At 67.7% G+C, this 14931-nt stretch carries 17 protein-coding genes; 3 read left to right on the top strand and 14 right to left on the bottom strand.

The annotated features are described in order from the left end of the window. Positions 1–39: 39 nt before the first annotated feature. The 6 genes from ACP69S_RS02770 to ACP69S_RS02745 all read right to left on the bottom strand — a co-directional run bounded on the left by ACP69S_RS02770 (position 40) and on the right by ACP69S_RS02745 (position 4604). Positions 40–681: an Isoquinoline 1-oxidoreductase subunit gene (locus tag ACP69S_RS02770; protein WP_425994637.1), complete on the bottom strand. Its 642-nt coding sequence runs from the start codon at positions 679–681 to the stop codon at positions 40–42. Positions 682–713: 32 nt separating this feature from the next. Then, a complete protein-coding gene (locus tag ACP69S_RS02765; protein WP_425994635.1) occupies positions 714–1430 on the bottom strand; it encodes a glutamine amidotransferase-related protein in 717 nt (238 codons plus the stop codon). Beyond that, the gene (locus ACP69S_RS02760) at positions 1430–2683 is read right to left on the bottom strand and encodes a CCA tRNA nucleotidyltransferase (protein WP_425994633.1); all 1254 of its coding nucleotides are present in this window, start codon (positions 2681–2683) and stop codon (positions 1430–1432) included. Before ACP69S_RS02760 ends, ACP69S_RS02765 begins: the two co-directional genes overlap by 1 nt. Before the next feature lie 92 nt (positions 2684–2775). Continuing rightward, a complete protein-coding gene (locus tag ACP69S_RS02755) occupies positions 2776–3426 on the bottom strand; it encodes a CoA pyrophosphatase (RefSeq protein ID WP_425994631.1) in 651 nt (216 codons plus the stop codon). After that, positions 3423–3998, bottom strand: a complete 576-nt coding sequence (locus ACP69S_RS02750; protein ID WP_425994997.1) for a DUF1285 domain-containing protein — start codon at positions 3996–3998, stop codon at positions 3423–3425. Before ACP69S_RS02750 ends, ACP69S_RS02755 begins: the two co-directional genes overlap by 4 nt. A gap of 81 nt (positions 3999–4079) precedes the next feature. Beyond that, complete coding sequence (locus tag ACP69S_RS02745; RefSeq protein ID WP_425994629.1) at positions 4080–4604, bottom strand: GNAT family N-acetyltransferase; 525 nt, start codon at positions 4602–4604, stop codon at positions 4080–4082. 208 nt (positions 4605–4812) lie between these two features. Here ACP69S_RS02745 and ACP69S_RS02740 point away from each other — a divergent pair, with 208 nt between their 5' ends. Continuing rightward, on the top strand, positions 4813–6081 hold the full coding sequence (locus ACP69S_RS02740; RefSeq protein ID WP_425994627.1) for an MFS transporter: 1269 nt from the start codon (positions 4813–4815) through the stop codon (positions 6079–6081). Positions 6082–6254: 173 nt separating this feature from the next. Here the strand turns inward: ACP69S_RS02740 and ACP69S_RS02735 are convergent, their stop codons facing one another. Continuing rightward, positions 6255–6749 (bottom strand): GNAT family N-acetyltransferase, encoded by a 495-nt coding sequence (locus ACP69S_RS02735; RefSeq protein ID WP_425994625.1) that lies wholly within the window; start codon positions 6747–6749, stop codon positions 6255–6257. Here ACP69S_RS02735 and ACP69S_RS02730 point away from each other — a divergent pair. After that, complete coding sequence (locus ACP69S_RS02730) at positions 6748–7077, top strand: TfoX/Sxy family protein (protein ID WP_425994623.1); 330 nt, start codon at positions 6748–6750, stop codon at positions 7075–7077. The genes ACP69S_RS02735 and ACP69S_RS02730 overlap by 2 nt on opposite strands. Here the strand turns inward: ACP69S_RS02730 and ACP69S_RS02725 are convergent. From ACP69S_RS02725 to ACP69S_RS02700, 6 genes are read right to left on the bottom strand one after another with little or no spacing between them, the layout of a single operon-like run. Further along, the gene (locus ACP69S_RS02725) at positions 7074–7931 is read right to left on the bottom strand and encodes an SDR family oxidoreductase (protein WP_425994621.1); all 858 of its coding nucleotides are present in this window, start codon (positions 7929–7931) and stop codon (positions 7074–7076) included. The genes ACP69S_RS02730 and ACP69S_RS02725 overlap by 4 nt on opposite strands. A 52-nt stretch (positions 7932–7983) precedes the next feature. Beyond that, a complete protein-coding gene (locus ACP69S_RS02720) occupies positions 7984–8952 on the bottom strand; it encodes an SDR family NAD(P)-dependent oxidoreductase (protein ID WP_425994619.1) in 969 nt (322 codons plus the stop codon). Positions 8953–8988: 36 nt separating this feature from the next. Beyond that, positions 8989–9405 (bottom strand): DUF3995 domain-containing protein, encoded by a 417-nt coding sequence (locus ACP69S_RS02715; protein WP_425994617.1) that lies wholly within the window; start codon positions 9403–9405, stop codon positions 8989–8991. A gap of 4 nt (positions 9406–9409) precedes the next feature. Beyond that, positions 9410–10180 carry an enoyl-CoA hydratase gene (locus ACP69S_RS02710; protein WP_425994615.1) on the bottom strand — a complete coding sequence of 257 codons (771 nt, stop codon included), beginning with the start codon at positions 10178–10180 and terminating at the stop codon, positions 9410–9412. Beyond that, the gene (locus ACP69S_RS02705) at positions 10177–10620 is read right to left on the bottom strand and encodes a MarR family winged helix-turn-helix transcriptional regulator (protein WP_425994613.1); all 444 of its coding nucleotides are present in this window, start codon (positions 10618–10620) and stop codon (positions 10177–10179) included. The genes ACP69S_RS02710 and ACP69S_RS02705 overlap by 4 nt, the downstream gene beginning before the upstream one ends. A 31-nt stretch (positions 10621–10651) precedes the next feature. Further along, positions 10652–11743 carry an MBL fold metallo-hydrolase gene (locus ACP69S_RS02700; RefSeq protein WP_425994611.1) on the bottom strand — a complete coding sequence of 364 codons (1092 nt, stop codon included), beginning with the start codon at positions 11741–11743 and terminating at the stop codon, positions 10652–10654. Positions 11744–11851: 108 nt separating this feature from the next. Between ACP69S_RS02700 and ACP69S_RS02695 the strand changes: the two genes are divergently transcribed. Beyond that, positions 11852–13195 carry a hypothetical protein gene (locus tag ACP69S_RS02695; RefSeq protein WP_425994609.1) on the top strand — a complete coding sequence of 448 codons (1344 nt, stop codon included), beginning with the start codon at positions 11852–11854 and terminating at the stop codon, positions 13193–13195. Between the two features lie 163 nt (positions 13196–13358). On the opposite strand, the gene ACP69S_RS02690 is transcribed toward ACP69S_RS02695, so the two are convergent. Continuing rightward, positions 13359–14900, bottom strand: coding sequence for an acetolactate synthase large subunit (locus ACP69S_RS02690; RefSeq protein ID WP_425994607.1), 1542 nt, complete (start codon positions 14898–14900; stop codon positions 13359–13361). Positions 14901–14931: the final 31 nt, after the last annotated feature.

Here is a 14931-nt window from a genome sequence, read left to right as displayed (position 1 = left end):
GGCGCGGGCCACCTTCTCCCGCAAGGGGAGAAGGAAGAATCACGCCTTCGGGCACTTGGCCCCGGTATCGATCCACGCCCGGATGATCTCGCCGAACTGAGCCTGCGTCCCCGGCGCCGGGAGGCGTCCAGCGCCCGGGTTCCAGCCCCAGCCCACCAGTTGATCCTGCGCCATGTGATGGTGGATCTGGTCCAGGGTCTTGCCGCCGTTGCGGGCCGGATCCTTGATCTGGGCGCAGATCTGACCCAGCGACTTACCCTGCCAAGCCATCTCGACCGGAGCCAGCGCCCATTTCGGATCGCCGGGGATGCTTTGGATCTTCTCGCCCCAGGCCGGCACATTGGCGGGGCCATGGCACGACAGGCACGGCAGGCCGGGCACGCCGTGGCCGCTCTGGCCGCCAGCGACGGGCGGGTTGTGCGGGTGCATGTCGTCGCCCTGGGTCGGGCGGCGCTCAACGGGGTGGCAGTTCATGCAGCGCGGGCTCTGGATGACCTTGCCTGCCTCCTGGAACAGGGCCACCGACCGGGCGGCCGGATCCTTGATCGAGACAAAGGTCGCGACAGCCTTCAGCGGAACTGGTGCGGGTTTCGCCGCGTCCGGAGCAGCATTGACGCTGGTGATAACAGCGCCGCCCGCGAGGGCGAGGCCTAGAACGGCGATAACGGTGGCGGCGCGCATGGCAGGGTCTCCCTCAGACAGCAACGCTCAAGCTAGCGCCCGGTTGCCTGATCAAGGAAGGCCCTGATCCAGCCGCCGACCCTCGAGCGGTCATTGGGGGCCTGAAGCGTAGCGATGGCGGCGTCGGCCTGCTCGTCGGTGTAGCGGGTCCCCCGCCGGGCTTCGATCAGAGCCGCCGCATAGGCGGGCTCGAACTCCGGGTGGAACTGCATCGAAATGGCCCCCTTTTTCCGCCCGGACGCGTCGTCATAGGACAGCAGGCCATAAGGCGTGAAGGCGCTGCCGCCGATCACGGTCGCCGAGGGCGGCAGGCTCACGACCTGATCCTGGTGCGAGGCGGGGATGGCGACGCTCGCCGCATCGGTCCAGCCCTGGGGCCGCTCGACGGCGTAGCGATGCAGACCCACGCCCCAGCCGCGCTCGGACTTCACTACCTGGCCGCCAAAGGCCTGGGCCATGATCTGGTGGCCGAAACAGACCCCGACGAAGGCCGCCTCGCCCCGCGCCGATCTGAGAAAGTCCGACAACGGATCGATCCATGGCAGAGCCTCATAGACCCCCGCCGACGAACCGGTGATGACATAGGCGTCCTGCTCGCCCGCTGTAGCCGGCAGCTGGCCCGCCTGGACGTCATAGATGGCGTAGTTGTGGTCGGACCCCAGCAGGGTCTGGAACATGCCGCCATAGCGACCGAAGGCCGGCTGCAGCTCGGCCGGCGGCGCGCCTGTCTCCAGCAGGCCGATCCGCATCAGTAGGCAATGCCCTGGGCCACCGCCTTCAGGCGTTCGATGGCGCTGAATTTGTCCTCGATAAAGTCCTGGTCGATCCACCAGATCTCGATCTCGCGCATCACTTCCCCCACCAGCGGCCCCTTGGGCACGCCCGCCTTCATCACCTCGTCGCCCGACAGCGGGAACGGCGGCGGGGTCCAGGTCTCGGCCATGGCCAGCAGGCCGCGCCACTGCGGGGCGGTGACGGGACGCCCGGAGCCAGCCCAGGCCAGCTTGATGCGGTCGCAGAAGGTGCGCACCCCCAGGGCGTAGATAGCCCGGCGCGCCTCGCGCGGGCTCATCCAGCTGACGATGCGCGGGTTCTTGCCCACCGCGTCGACCAGGCGATCCTTGGTGTTGTTGGCCAGCCGCAGCCGCTCGGACATCTGCTCGGCGATGGTGGGGTCGTCGGGGATCAGCGAGGCCAGCCGCAGTTCGGGATCGTTCTCGAACAGTTGCTCGGTCTCGATGGTCAGCAGACTGTCGAAACGGGCCAGGGATTTGACGAAGGGCAGGATGGACCCCAGCACACCGGTTGCCGCCATCAGCCGCAGGGCCGGGCGCGGATCTTCGGAGGCCAGAAGCTTCATCACCTCCTTCTGGGTTCGCTCGGCGGCGCGGCCGGAGACCATGCCCTTCAGCGCCTTGCAGGCGGCCAGGGCCTTCTGGTCGGCCTCGCCCTTGCCATACCAGGCCTGGAAGCGGAAGAAGCGCAGGATGCGCAGATAGTCCTCGCGGATGCGGGTCATGGGATCGCCCACAAATACCACCCGCCCCTCGCGCGCGTCGTTCACGCCCTCTCCGGTCGGGTCGTACAACCGGCCCTCGGGATCGACATAGAGAGCGTTGAAGCGGAAATCGCGGCGCTCGGCGTCCTGGCCCCAGTCCTGACTGAACGCCACCGTGGCCCGCCTGCCGTCGGTGGAGACATCGCGGCGCAGGGTGGTGATCTCGTAGGGGCGGCCGTTCGAGATGGCCGTGACGGTGCCATGATCGACCCCCGTCGGAATTGCCCGCAGGCCGGCATGGGCCAAGGCGTCGATCACCTGGTCGGGCGTCAGGGTGGTGGCGATATCGATGTCGTCGATGGGCTTGCCCATCAGGGTGTTGCGTACGCAGCCGCCGACGAATCGCGCGCAGCCGACGAAGCCGCGTTCTTCCAGCGCCGCGATCACCGCCCGGGTCTCCGGCAGCGCCATCCACGGCGTTATGCCTATCGATTCAGTGTTCACGCGACCAACTCCTACGCACCCAATGCGCGCCCCAAAGAGCAAGGGCGGCATTGTTAGGCAGGAAGCGTGACGGCGGCTACGGGCGATAGGCCCTAAACAGGGGTTTGATCTGTGGATTCATCGTGCAGGCGTTCGTAGAGCGCCCGCAGCATCCCGGCCGTCGCGCCCCAGATGAAGCGCTCGTTCCACGGCATGGCGTAGAAGTTGCGCCGCTCGCCGCTGGGCGTCACCCGATGCTGGCGCTCGTGATTGGCCGGATCCATCAGGAAGTCGAACGGCGTCTCGAAGACGTCGGCGACCTCTTCGGGACTGGCGACGAACTCGGCGGCCGGATCGATGAAGCCCACCACCGGGGTGACGTGAAAGCCGGTCACCGTCTGATAGCCGTGCAACAAGCCAGCCAAGGTGACGAACCGGGGGTCCAGCCCCACCTCTTCCTGAGCCTCGCGCAACGCCGTGACCCAGGGGGTCTCGCCCGGATCGCAACGACCGCCGGGGAAGGCGATCTGGCCGGTATGGCTGCGCATGGTGTCCGAGCGGCGGGTCAGCAGCACGGTCAGACCCTCCTCGCGATCGATCAGCCCGACCAGCACGGCGGCGGGGCGCAGGGCGTGGGGGTTGTCGAAGGTCAGGCCAGGATTGAGGTCGAAGTCCGAGCGGACGGGATCGGCCAGGCTCGGATTATAGTGCTCGATGGGGTCCAGCCGGCTGGCGATCCAGTCGCGGCGCTCCTGCGGCGTCACGCCAGGACCGTCCCGGCCGGGGCGACAGGAAACCAGGCGCCGTTCGAGCTGATGCCGAACACCTCGCCCTCGGGCGTCGCGCGGGGCTGGGCCATCTCGGCCAGTTCGTAGAACACCGGGCGGGCGATCAGGGCCTCAAGACCCCGCCGCACATGCAGATAGGGCCGCGGCTCGCCGGTTTGCGGATCAGTCTCGACACGGATGATGTTGTCTGGCCCAGCCTCGACCACGTCGCCGACATTGGTCAGGAATTTCAGCGTCTCGCCTTCGCGATCCACACGCACGGCGATGAACGGCGCGTCCTCGACGACGATCTTCATCTTCTCGACGGGCGTAACGAGGTGATAGCCGTCCGGATCCAGCCGCAGCACGGTCGAGAACAGACGCACCAGGGCCTCGCGGCCGATGGGCGTGCCCTCGTGGAACCAGACCCCGTCCTTGCGGATGCGGATGTCGATCTCGCCGCAATGTTCCGGATGCCACAGATGCACCGGCGGCAGGCCGCGCTCGCCCGCAGCCTTCACGGCGGCGGCGACACCTTCAAGTCCGGCTTTTGGAGGATCGGCGGTCATGGCTTTCAGGTAGGCCATGCCGCCCGACCACTCAAGCATAGTGAGGCGCGCGATCCGCTTGGGCTCAAGCGACGGAACGTCTCAGGCGACCGCGACCAGCCCCGAGAGACCTTGATCGCCGCCTTCGACCAGGGCCTTCAGCAGCACCCTGCGCTGATCCACGGGTCCCGGCATCACGACACCCCAGGTATGATCCGCCGAAAAGCCGGCGCGGGTGAAATAGGGCGCGTCGCCGACTAGCAGCACGGCCTTCCAGCCGGCGGCCCGGGCGGCTTCGCATGCCGCCTCGACCAGGGTCTGGCCCAGGCCCGCGCTGCGCTCCTCGGAGTCGACAGCCAGAGGACCCAGGAACGCCGCTGGCTCGCCGCCGATGGTCACAGGCCACAGGCGTACGCAGCCGACCGGCTCGCCGCCGCGCATCGCCACGAACGAGCAGTCGGCCAGCAGGCGGTTGCCCTCGCGCAGGCGCTCGGAAACCTTGGCGAAGCGGCCGGGGCCGAACGCCCGGTCGATCAGGGCGGTGACGGCGGTTTCCATAACGGGCATCTCAAGGACGAGGGCGGGCGCGGAAACCGGAGCTTTGGAAACAGGATAAATGGAGGTCATCAGCCTTTGAAATGCGAAAGGTCGTCGGGGGCTCCCGACGCCAGGCGCGGGAGGGCTTCAGATCGTGGCGCGTTCGCGCGTCATTCGTCGCGCGTGTTTGGGCAGTCGCATCCCCGGACCTCTCAACAACTCGCGGGCGCTGTAGGGCCAAGCCGCCCTCGGGTCAACAACGTTGCGGCGCCGCTCAGCGTCAGTATGGTGCGGCGCAATGTCCGACCTTTCCCCCCCGGCCGCCGAACCCGCCCCTGACACCTCTACCCGCGCCCTGTTGCGGGAACGTGACTTCATGCTGTTCTGGGTCGAGCGCTTCATCTCGACCCTGGGCGTGCAGATCCAATCGGTGGCCCTGGGCTGGCAGGTCTACGCCATCGCCCGCCTGACGAAATCGGTCGGCGAGTCGGCCTTCCTGGTCAGCATGATCGGCCTCGCCCAGTTTCTGCCGCTGCTAGCCCTGACCCTGATCGCCGGCGAGACCGCCGACCGCCGGACCCGCAAGCTGATCGTCGCCGTCAGCCTGGCGGTGGACGCCGTCAGCGCCGGGGTCCTGTTGTTCCTGGCCCTGACCGGCTCGCACACCCTGTGGCCGGTCTTCGCCGTCTCGGTGATGTTCGGGGCCAGCCGCGCCTTCCTCTCGCCCGCCAGCAGCGCCCTTGGCCCCATGCTGGTGCCACGCGCACTGCTGCCCCGCGCCATCGCCTGGAACTCCCTGGCCTGGCAGAGCGCCTCGATCATCGGCCCGGCCGTTGGCGGCCTGCTGCTAATCCATTCGCCAGCCCTGGCGTTCGGCGTGGCCCTGGCCCTCTATCTGACCGCCGCCGTCATGGCCCTGATGATCCGCCAGAACACCCGGCCAGAGACCCAGCCCGGCTCGCGCCTTGAGCTGATCAAGGAGGGGCTCTCCTATGTCTGGAACAACAAGATCGTCTTCGGCTCGATCTCGCTCGATCTGTTCGCGGTGATCCTCGGCGGCGCTACGGCCCTGCTGCCCGTGTTCGCCAAGGACGTGCTGCATATCGGGCCGGCGGGTTTTGGCATACTGCGCGCCTCGCCCGCCATCGGCGCGACGATCGTGGCCATCTACCTGGCCAGCAACCCGATCCGCCGCCACGCCGGCCGGGTCATGTTCGCAGGGGTCGCGGTGTTCGGCGCCGCCACCGTGGTGTTTGGCCTCTCGCAGCTTTTGTGGCTGTCGGTCGGCGCCCTTGCCCTGCTGGGCGGGGCCGACATGCTCAGCGTCTATGTCCGCCAGACCTTGGTCCAGATCGTCACCCCCGACGCCATGCGCGGCCGGGTCTCGGCCGTCTCGGGCGTGTTCATCAGCGCCTCCAACGAACTGGGCGAGGCAGAGAGCGGTGTCGCCGCCTGGTTCCTTGGCCCGGTCGGGGCGGTTGTCTTCGGCGGTCTGGGGGCGCTGGGCGTGACAGGGCTATGGGCCTGGCTGTTCCCGGAACTGCGGAAAGCCGACCGGCTGGACTAATTCCTCCTGCCCCGTGAAACGGGGGAGGTGGCGCGACGCCATCGGCGGCGTGACGGAGGGGGCGTCGGGCGGTGGCCCCGTCAAAGCACGCCGGCAAGGCTGGACGCCCCCTCCGTCACGGCGCGTATCCGCACCGCGCCACCTCCCCCGCTATGCGGGGCAGGAGAAGAGTTTCAGACGCCGGCCAGCTTGCGCAGCGCATCCCCGGTCATCCGCCGCACGGTCCACTCGTCCATCGCGGCGGCGCCGAGGCTGTCATAAAAGGCGATGGACGGCCCGTTCCAGTCGAGCACGGCCCATTCCAGCCGACCGAGCTCCTCGTCCACACAGCGCCGCGCCAGATTGGCCAGCAAGGCCTTGCCCGCGCCAGAGCCTCGCGCTTCCGGCCGCACGAACAGGTCTTCCAGATAGATCCCGTGACGCCCGACGAAGGTCGAGAAATTGTAGAACCACAGAGCGAAACCCACCGGCGCGCCGTCGATCTCGGCGATGTCGCAGAACGCCCGGGGGTTTTTTCCGAACAGCGCCGTCGTCACATGTGCTTCCGTCGCCTCTACCGAATCCAGCAGCTTTTCATACTCGGCCAGATCGCGGATGAACTGGAGGATCAGGGCGCCGTCGGTTGCGACAGCTGGGCGGATGGTGACGTTCCTGGAGGGCGAGGGCATGGCGGTCTCTTCGGACTATCTGGACTTCGCGCTCGAACAGCTGGCCCCGCTGGGACTGCTGTCGTCGCGCAAGATGTTCGGCGGGGTCGGGCTCTATGCGAACGGCCTGTTCTTCGCCCTGATCGATGACGACACCCTCTATCTCAAGGGCGACGAGTCGCTGAAAGCCGATTTCGAGGCGGCAGGCTCTCACGCCTTTGATCCGTTCGGCGAAGGCAAGCCCATGGCCTACTGGACCGCGCCCGTCGATGCGCTGGACGACAGTGACCTGCTGGTCGCGTGGGCAAGGCGTTCGCTGGAGGTGGCGGCGCGGAAGAAGAAGCGCTAGCCGATCTTCACCCCCGGCGGCGGGACACTATCCTCGGGCACGAAGAAGTCTGGCATCAGGGTGGCGGTTGGGTCGACGGCGTAGGGGGTGAAATCGGTGACGCCCTCGCCGTACAGGAAGCTGTCGTCGATCAGGAAGTTGCCTGAAAACGCCCGTGACGGCTTTTCGAAGATCGCATGGGCCGCGTCGGCCATGATCTCCGGCTTGCGGCAATGGCGCAGGCCTTCCTCGCCGGTCAAAGCGAACTGGATGGCGGCGGTGGCGATGCCGGTCCTCGGCCACAGGGCGTTGAAGGCGATGCCGTCGCTGCGGAATTCCTCGGCCATGCCCAGCACGCACAGGCTCATATTGTACTTGGCCATCGAATAGGCGACGTGCGGCGCGAACCAGCGGGGCTTCATGTCCAGCGGCGGCGACAGCATCAGGACGTGCGGGTTCTCCGCCTTCTTCAAATGCGGGATGCAGGCCTTCGACGTCAGGAACGTGCCGCGCCCATTGACCTGATGCATCAGGTCGTAGCGCTTCATCTCGGTCGACAGCGTGCCGGTGATCGAAATGGCCGAGGCGTTGTTCACGCAGATATCGATACCACCGAACCGGGCGACGGCCTTCTCGACAGCCTCGTAGACGGAAGCCTCCTCGCGCACATCGACGATCAGCGGCAGGGCCTTGCCGCCGGCCGCCTCGATCTCGGCCGCAGCCGAATAGATGGTGCCCGGCAGCTTGGGATGGGCCTCGGCGGTCTTGGCGGCGATGACGATATTGGCCCCGTCGCGCGCCGCGCGCAGGGCGATGGCCAAGCCGATGCCGCGCGAGGCGCCGGTGACGAACAGGGTCTTGCCTTGAAGCGACATCAGCAGGTCTCCGGAAGTGATCGACCTGTTCTAGCCCCGCTGCGGCGGCGGGTCACCCCGCGCCTGTGGTCTTTACCGACAGGTCCCACAGGCGATCAGCGGCCTCGGGGTCCAGAGCGTGGGGCATGACCCCGGCCCAGGGCTTGTCCTTGGTCCAGGGAGCGGCCTGCGCCAAGTCTTCCAGATAAAGCCCGCCCACGCCTTCCAGCTCGTCGCCAACGGCGGCCCAGACGCTGGTCGAGGCGCCCTCTTCGGTGGTCTTGAAGCCGTCGCGGACCTTGCCGCTCTCGTCGATCCAGCCGAGGGCGATCTGCTCCTCGATCGGCAGGTGGCGCTGCAGGGGGGTCATGATGCCGCCCGGCATGACGGCGTTTGCGAACACGCCCTGGTCCTTGAAGCGCTTGTTGAAGCCGACCGCGAACAGGGCGTTGGCGCTCTTGGCCTGGCCATAGCTTTCCCACTTGTCGTACTCGCGGGTCTTGTAGTGCGGGTCGTCGAAGTTCACGCCCGAGCGCCGGTGGCCGATCGACGACAGCGACACCAGCCGCGAGGTCTTGCCCGACTGCTTGGCGCCCGCGATCAGGTTCGGGGCCAGCAGCACCGACAGCAGGTAGTGGCCGAAGTGGTTGGTGCCGATCTGCATTTCCAGCCCGTCCTCGGTATAGGCGAGCGGGCAGGCCATGACCCCGGCATTGTTGATCAGGAGGTTCAGCGGCTTGTCGCCCCAGCGCTCGGCGAAGGCGCGGATCGACTTGAAGCTGGAGAGATCGAGCATCGACCAAGAGGCCGTGGCGCCTTTCGCCGTCTTGTTGACCTCCGCGACGGCTGCCTCGGCCAGATCCGGCTTGCGCGCCGCGATGACCACCTCGGCCCCAGCCTCGGCCAGAGCCCGGGCAGTCTCGACCCCGATGCCGGTGGCCGCGCCGGTGACGATGGCGACCTTGCCGGTCAGGTCGTGGCCGGCGACCACGTCGCGGGCCGGGGTGTGGGGCTTGAAGCCCGAGGTGATGCGGTCGGCCATGTCGTCTCTCCCGTGATTTTCTTGTTGCTTCGAACGCTACAATTGCAGGGCCAGCAGCCCCAGGACGATGGCCAGGCACAGCGGGCCATAGGCGCGGCGGTTGAGGCGGGCGAAGGGCGTGCCCTCGGCGCAGCGGAACACCGGCGGCGCATAGGTCGCCAGGCCACGCAGGGCGAAGACAGCGAACAGTATCCACCGCGCGGCCTGCAGCCAGGGATCCAGCGGTGACGGCGGCGCGAGGACGGCCAGGATCAGAAGCCCGCCGGCCGCCAGGGCCGCCGCGACGGCGGCGCTGGCCAAAGGGCCAGGCGCCCGCATGCCGGCCGTGCGGCCGACCACATGCTCGACCATGAAAGCCTCATCATGACCCGGCCAGCGGCCGCCGAACGCCCAGTACAGATGAACGCCGGCCAGCGCGAACAGGGTCGCGGCCAGGATCACGGCCAGCAGCATGTCGCTAGGCGACCTTGCTGAAGTCAGCCGGGCGACGCTCGGCGAAGGCCATGAAGGCCTCGCGGGCTTCGGCCGTCTGCAATCGCTCGGCGAAGAGCGCGCCTTCGGTGTCCATCAGGGCGGCGATCTTCTCGGCGTCGCGCATCAGGCGCTTGGTGGTGGTCAGGGCGCCCAGCGGACGCTTGGCAAGCTGGTCGGCGGCGGCCCGAGCCCGGGCGCGAAGTTCGTCCAGCGGCACGACCGCGTTCGACAGACCCCAGGCGGCGGCGGTCGTGCCGTCCACGGCTTCGCCCAACGCGAACATGGCATAGGCGCGGGCGTGGCCGATGCGGGCCGGCAGCAGCCAGCTGGAGGCGGCTTCCGGCACTAGCGCCAGGTTGACGAACGGCGTGGTCAGGCGCGCGTCGGGACTGGTGAAGACGAGATCGCAGTGCAGCAGCATGGTCGTGCCCACGCCCACGGCCTGGCCGTGCACGGCGGCGACCAGCGGACGCGTGGCGTTGGCCAGGGCTTTGAGAAACCGCCCCACATGCCGCTCGCCGCTGAAGCCGCCGGTGGCCTGGGCAGTGAAATCGGCTAGGTCGTTGCCGGCGGTAAAGGCGTCGCCGTCGGCCTGAAACACCACCACCCGCAAGGCGGGATCGGCCTCGGCCTGTTCCAGGCTGTCGGCCAGCACGCCATACATGGCGTTGGACAGGGCGTTCTTCTTTTCCGGGCGCGACAGGGTGATGGTCATCACGCCGGCGTCGATCTGAACTTTCACATGCTCGGTCATGCGGCGTCTCCTTTGGGGAACTTGGTTTGCAGGCTCATCAGCCAGCGGGCGACCACGGCGATCTCCTCATCGGAGAAGCCGTCGGTCAGGTTTGCGTTGATGCTGTCGAGGCCGCCCTTGGCGTATTCGCGCGCGGCGCGGCCCTTTTCGGTGAGGTACAGCCGCATGGCGCGGCCGTCGGCGGGGTCGGAGCGACGCTCGACCAGGTCGACCTTGGTCATCCGGTCAATCAGGCCGGTCATGGCCGAAGGCGCCAGATCCAGCGCCTCAGCCGCCTCGCCGATCAAGGCGCCGTCGCGCTGGCCCAGGAAGAACAGCACGCCGGAATTGGCCGCTGTCAGCCCGCCCTTGGCCGCCATCGCCGCCTCGATCCAGCGCTGGACGCGCCGGTTGCCGGCATTGAGCAGGAAGACAAGACGGCGGTCGGGCGGCACGGGCATGCCGCGACGCTAGTACTTCGCGCACGAAATATCAAACGGTTGTTTCGAGGGCTTCGACGGCTCCGTACCAGGCCACGCCCTCGGCGTCGGTCTCCTTGCGCACGGCCGCTCGCCCGATCAGGCAATTTAGATGGGCCAAGGCCTCGCCCGTGGCCATGCCCAGCAAGTCTGGACCGATGGGTCGGGCGAACAGCGCGCCGAAGACGTCGATGGCCCGTTTTGGCTCTTTCAGCTTGCCCTGCAATCGGTCCAGCCCCCGCTCGTGGCCGTTGATCAGATGGTCGATCCGGGCGTGAAGGCCGTGGAACGGATCGTTGTGAGCCGGCAGGACCAGCACGCTGTCAGGCACCGTCGCCTTGACCTTGGCCAAGGATCGCAGCCAGTCGCTCAGAGGATCGGCGTCGGGCTCGGTCGGGAAGACCGAGACATTGGACGAGATGCGCGGCAGCACCTGGTCGCCGCTGATCAGCAGACCCAGCGCCGGACACCACAGGCAGGCGTGATCGGGCGAATGGCCCTGCCCCGTCACCACGCGCCAGATGTGGTCGCCGATTTGGAAGTCCTCGCCGTCGGACAGCCGGCGATAGCTGTCGGGCAGGGCGTAGATCGCTTTTCCGAAGCCGCCGAAGCGGGCCTTGTAGTTCTCGATGGCGTCCTCGTCCCAGCCTGCGGCCTTGAAGAATAGCACCCCGTCCTCGGGCGCCTCGCGGCCGGTGTCGGCCACCAGCATCCGGCACTGGAAATATTCCAGGCGGGTCATCCACAGCCGGCACTGGAATTTGCGCACGATCCAGCCGGCCAGGCCCACATGGTCCGGGTGCAGATGGGTGCAGATCACCCGGGTGATCGGTTTGCCACCCAGAGCGCCCGCAAAAGCCGCGCGCCAGGCCTGGCTGGTCTCCTTGGTCTGGACGCCGGTGTCGACGATGGCCCAGCCCTCGCCATCGGCTATGGCCCAGACATTGATGAACTGCAGCGACCCGCCAAGCGGCTGTCTCAGCCACAGAACGCCTGGCGCGACCTCGACGGCCTCGCCCGTGCCCTGCTCCGGCGCGACCTCGAACGGATAGACCAGCTTGGCCTTGCGCGGTTCGGTCGCATCCTCTTCCAGCCCGTCGCGCATACGCCGCTCCCTTTCGCCATGTTTTCGCTCACCTCGGAGGACATCTTGACCCCCAACGCAAGGGCGCGCTTATGTCCGCGCGAGGAATCCACCCAGGAGATGTTTCCCATGAGGCCATTCGCGATCGGCTTGGCCGCCGCCCTCGCGCTCGGCGCGCTTGTTCCCGCCGCCGTTATTTCGGCGCCGAAAGAGAGCAAGAGCAAGCCGGCTATTGACGCCAAGGCGCGTGAAGCCGGCATGAAAGACGCCCCAGCGCTCATGCAAACCGTCAATACCGGCTGCGTCATCACCGACGCTCGCCTGATCGGCGCCGACAAGAAAACCGCGAGCAGCTATTACGAGGTCGCTTGTCAGGACAGCATCGGCTTCGCGCTGATCGCCAAGAAGGACGCCGCGCCGCAGGTCTTCACCTGCCTGGAATCGAACGCCCCGGCCGCTGACGGCAACCCGAGCGCCCTGGCCTGCTTGCTGCCCGGCAACGCCGACCCCAAGGCCGGCCTGAAGCCGTTCGTCACCAAGGCCGCCCTGGCCTGCGACATCGAAAACGCCCGCGCCATCGGCTCCGGCGCCAAGAAGTCGTACTTCGAAGTCGCCTGTAAGGGCGGCACGGGCTACATCCTCCAGACCAGCGCTCCGGCCAATGTGGCCGACGAAGTCGCCGGCACCAGCTGCCTGCTCTACGAAGAGGGCGCCAATGTCAGCTGCAAGCTGACGGATAAGGCCACCCAGCTGGCCATCGTCGACACCCTGACCGCTGCGTCGGGCAAGGCCTGTCAGGTCAAGGACAAGCGCTACGTCCTCAGCACCAAGGCCGACAACTACTTCGAGGTCGCCTGCGCCGACGGCAAGGGCTACATGCTGCAGCAGACCGCGGCCGGCGGAGCCTTGGCCCGCGCCATCGACTGCGCCCAGGCCGCCTTCGTCGGCGGCGGTTGCACCCTGACCGACTCGGTCGCGGCGCAAACCGAGCAAGCCGGCCTCTACAGCAAGCTGGCCACCAAGGGCGGCTTCAACTGCGATGTCGAAAAGTACGGCATGCTGCCCAGCCAGGACCCCAAGAAGGAAATCGTCGAGCTGAAGTGCAAGAACCGTCCCGACGGCGCGATTGGGATCTTCTCGACAGGCCCGGCGATCGTCTACGACTGTCTGTTCGCGGAAATGAACGGCTATCGCTGCAGCTTCTCCAAGCAGGACTCGGTGTTCCCGCGCCTGTCGGCCGATCTGAAGGCCTACGGCAAGGGCTCGTGCGAGGTCTCGGGCGTCCGCCTGGTGGGTCGCAACGAGACCGAGGGCTATTTCGAGGTCGCCTGCTCGGACGGCCTGCCGGGCTGGGTGATGAGCTATCCGATCAACACCCCGGCTCCGAAGTCCAAGGAGATCCTCTCCTGCTCGCAAGCCAAGGGCATCGGCGGCGGCTGCAAGCTGCCGACCAACGCCTCCAAGAAAACCTGATCACGGCGAAAGCCTGAACAGCAAAGCCCGCCGGGAGCGATCCCGGCGGGCTTTTTAATCCTCCCCCTATAGGGGGAGGTGTCACCTTAGGCGACGGAGGGGGAAGTGCTGCCGATCGGTGCGGTCTTCCCGCTCCGGCCTCCTCCCCCTTCAGGGGGAGGATTTACTTCATCGCCGCCTCAATGAAATGCGGCCCCGGCGTCGTCATCGCCCGCTGCATCGCCACGTCGAACGCTTCGGCCGTCTCGACCCGCTCGGCGGGCATGCCCAGGCCGCTGGCCAGCGGCACCCAGTCGATCTTCGGATCGCCCAGGTCCAGCAGGCGCGAGGCCTTTGGCCCCGGTTCGCCGCCGCCGGTGCGGGCCATCTCGATGCTCAGGATGCGATAGGCGCCGTTGGCGAAGATCACCACGGTGACGTCCAGCTTCTCGCGGGCGATCGTCCACAGGCCCTGCACCGTGTACATGCCGGCGCCGTCGCCGTTGAGGCTCAGCACCTTGCGGTCGGGGCAGGCCACAGCCGCGCCGATGGCGACCGGCATGCCTTGGCCGATGGCGCCGCCCGTAAGCGACAGCCAGTCATGGGCGCGGGCGTTGCGGGTCTGGGTGAAGATCGGCAGGCCGGCCGTCACCGCGTCGTCCGAGATGATCGCGTCCGTGGGCATGTGCCTAGCGATCGAGGCGCCCATGGCCCAAGCGTCGAACTTGGCGCCCGGCGCGGCCGGTTCGACATAGGCCTCGACCACCGCCTGGGCAGGCGCGCCAAGGGCGTCGGCCAGAGCGTTCAGGGCTGCGAGCGCATCGACCTCCCGGCCGCACAGGGTGGTCAGATCGCAGCCTTCCGGGACCAGCACGCTGGGGCGGTCGGGATAGGCGAAGAAGGCCACCGGCTGGCTGGTTCCGGCCAGGACGATCAGATCGGTCCCGTCGAGGTCCTTCAGGGCCTGCTCGCCGAAATACATCATCTTGTCGGGCCGGAAGCGCCCCTCGCCGCGCGACTGGCGGGCGGTGAAGGTATCGGTCAGCACGCGCACGCCGACGGCGCTCAGCCGTCCGGCGGCGGCTATCCCCGCCTCCCCGCAGGCGCTGGAGCCCAGGAGGATCGCCGGCTTTTTGGCCGCCCTGATCGCAGCGACGACCGACGCGACGGCTGCCGCATCTGGCGCGGCCGGACGCGGAGCCTCGATCACCGGCCCTGAAGCATTGGTCTCATTCCAGGCGCTGTCGGCCGGCAAGATCAGACAGGCATTGCCGCCCGGCGCGCCGAAGCTGGCGGCCACGGCCTCGGCGGCCAGCGCTCCGACCTGATCGGCGCTCTCGGCGGACTTCACCCAGATCGAGTTTGGCGCGGCCAGCGCGGCGATGTCGGAATTCAGCGGCGCGTCATACTGGCGATGATCGGTGGCATGGTCGCCGATCACATTGACCACCGGCGTATAGGCCCGCCGCGCATTGTGCAGGTTTGCCGCGCCGTTGGCATAGCCGGGACCCAGGTGCAGCAGGGTGCAGGCGGGCTTCCCCGCCATGCGGCCATAACCGTCGGCGGCCCCGGTGGCCACGCCCTCGAACAGGCACAGGATCGAGCGCATGCGCGGCTCGCGGTCGAGCGCGGCGACAAACTGCATCTCGCTGGTGCCGGGATTGGCGAAACAGGCAGTAACGCCGTTATCGGCCAGGGTGGTGATCAGGGCGTCCGCGCCGTTCATGGTCTTCTCCGTACCAGGGTGTTCTTCCTTC

This window comes from Caulobacter sp. DWR1-3-2b1, assembly GCF_049895765.1.
GTDB lineage: Bacteria > Pseudomonadota > Alphaproteobacteria > Caulobacterales > Caulobacteraceae > Caulobacter.
This window is presented reverse-complemented; position numbering and strand designations above follow the sequence as displayed.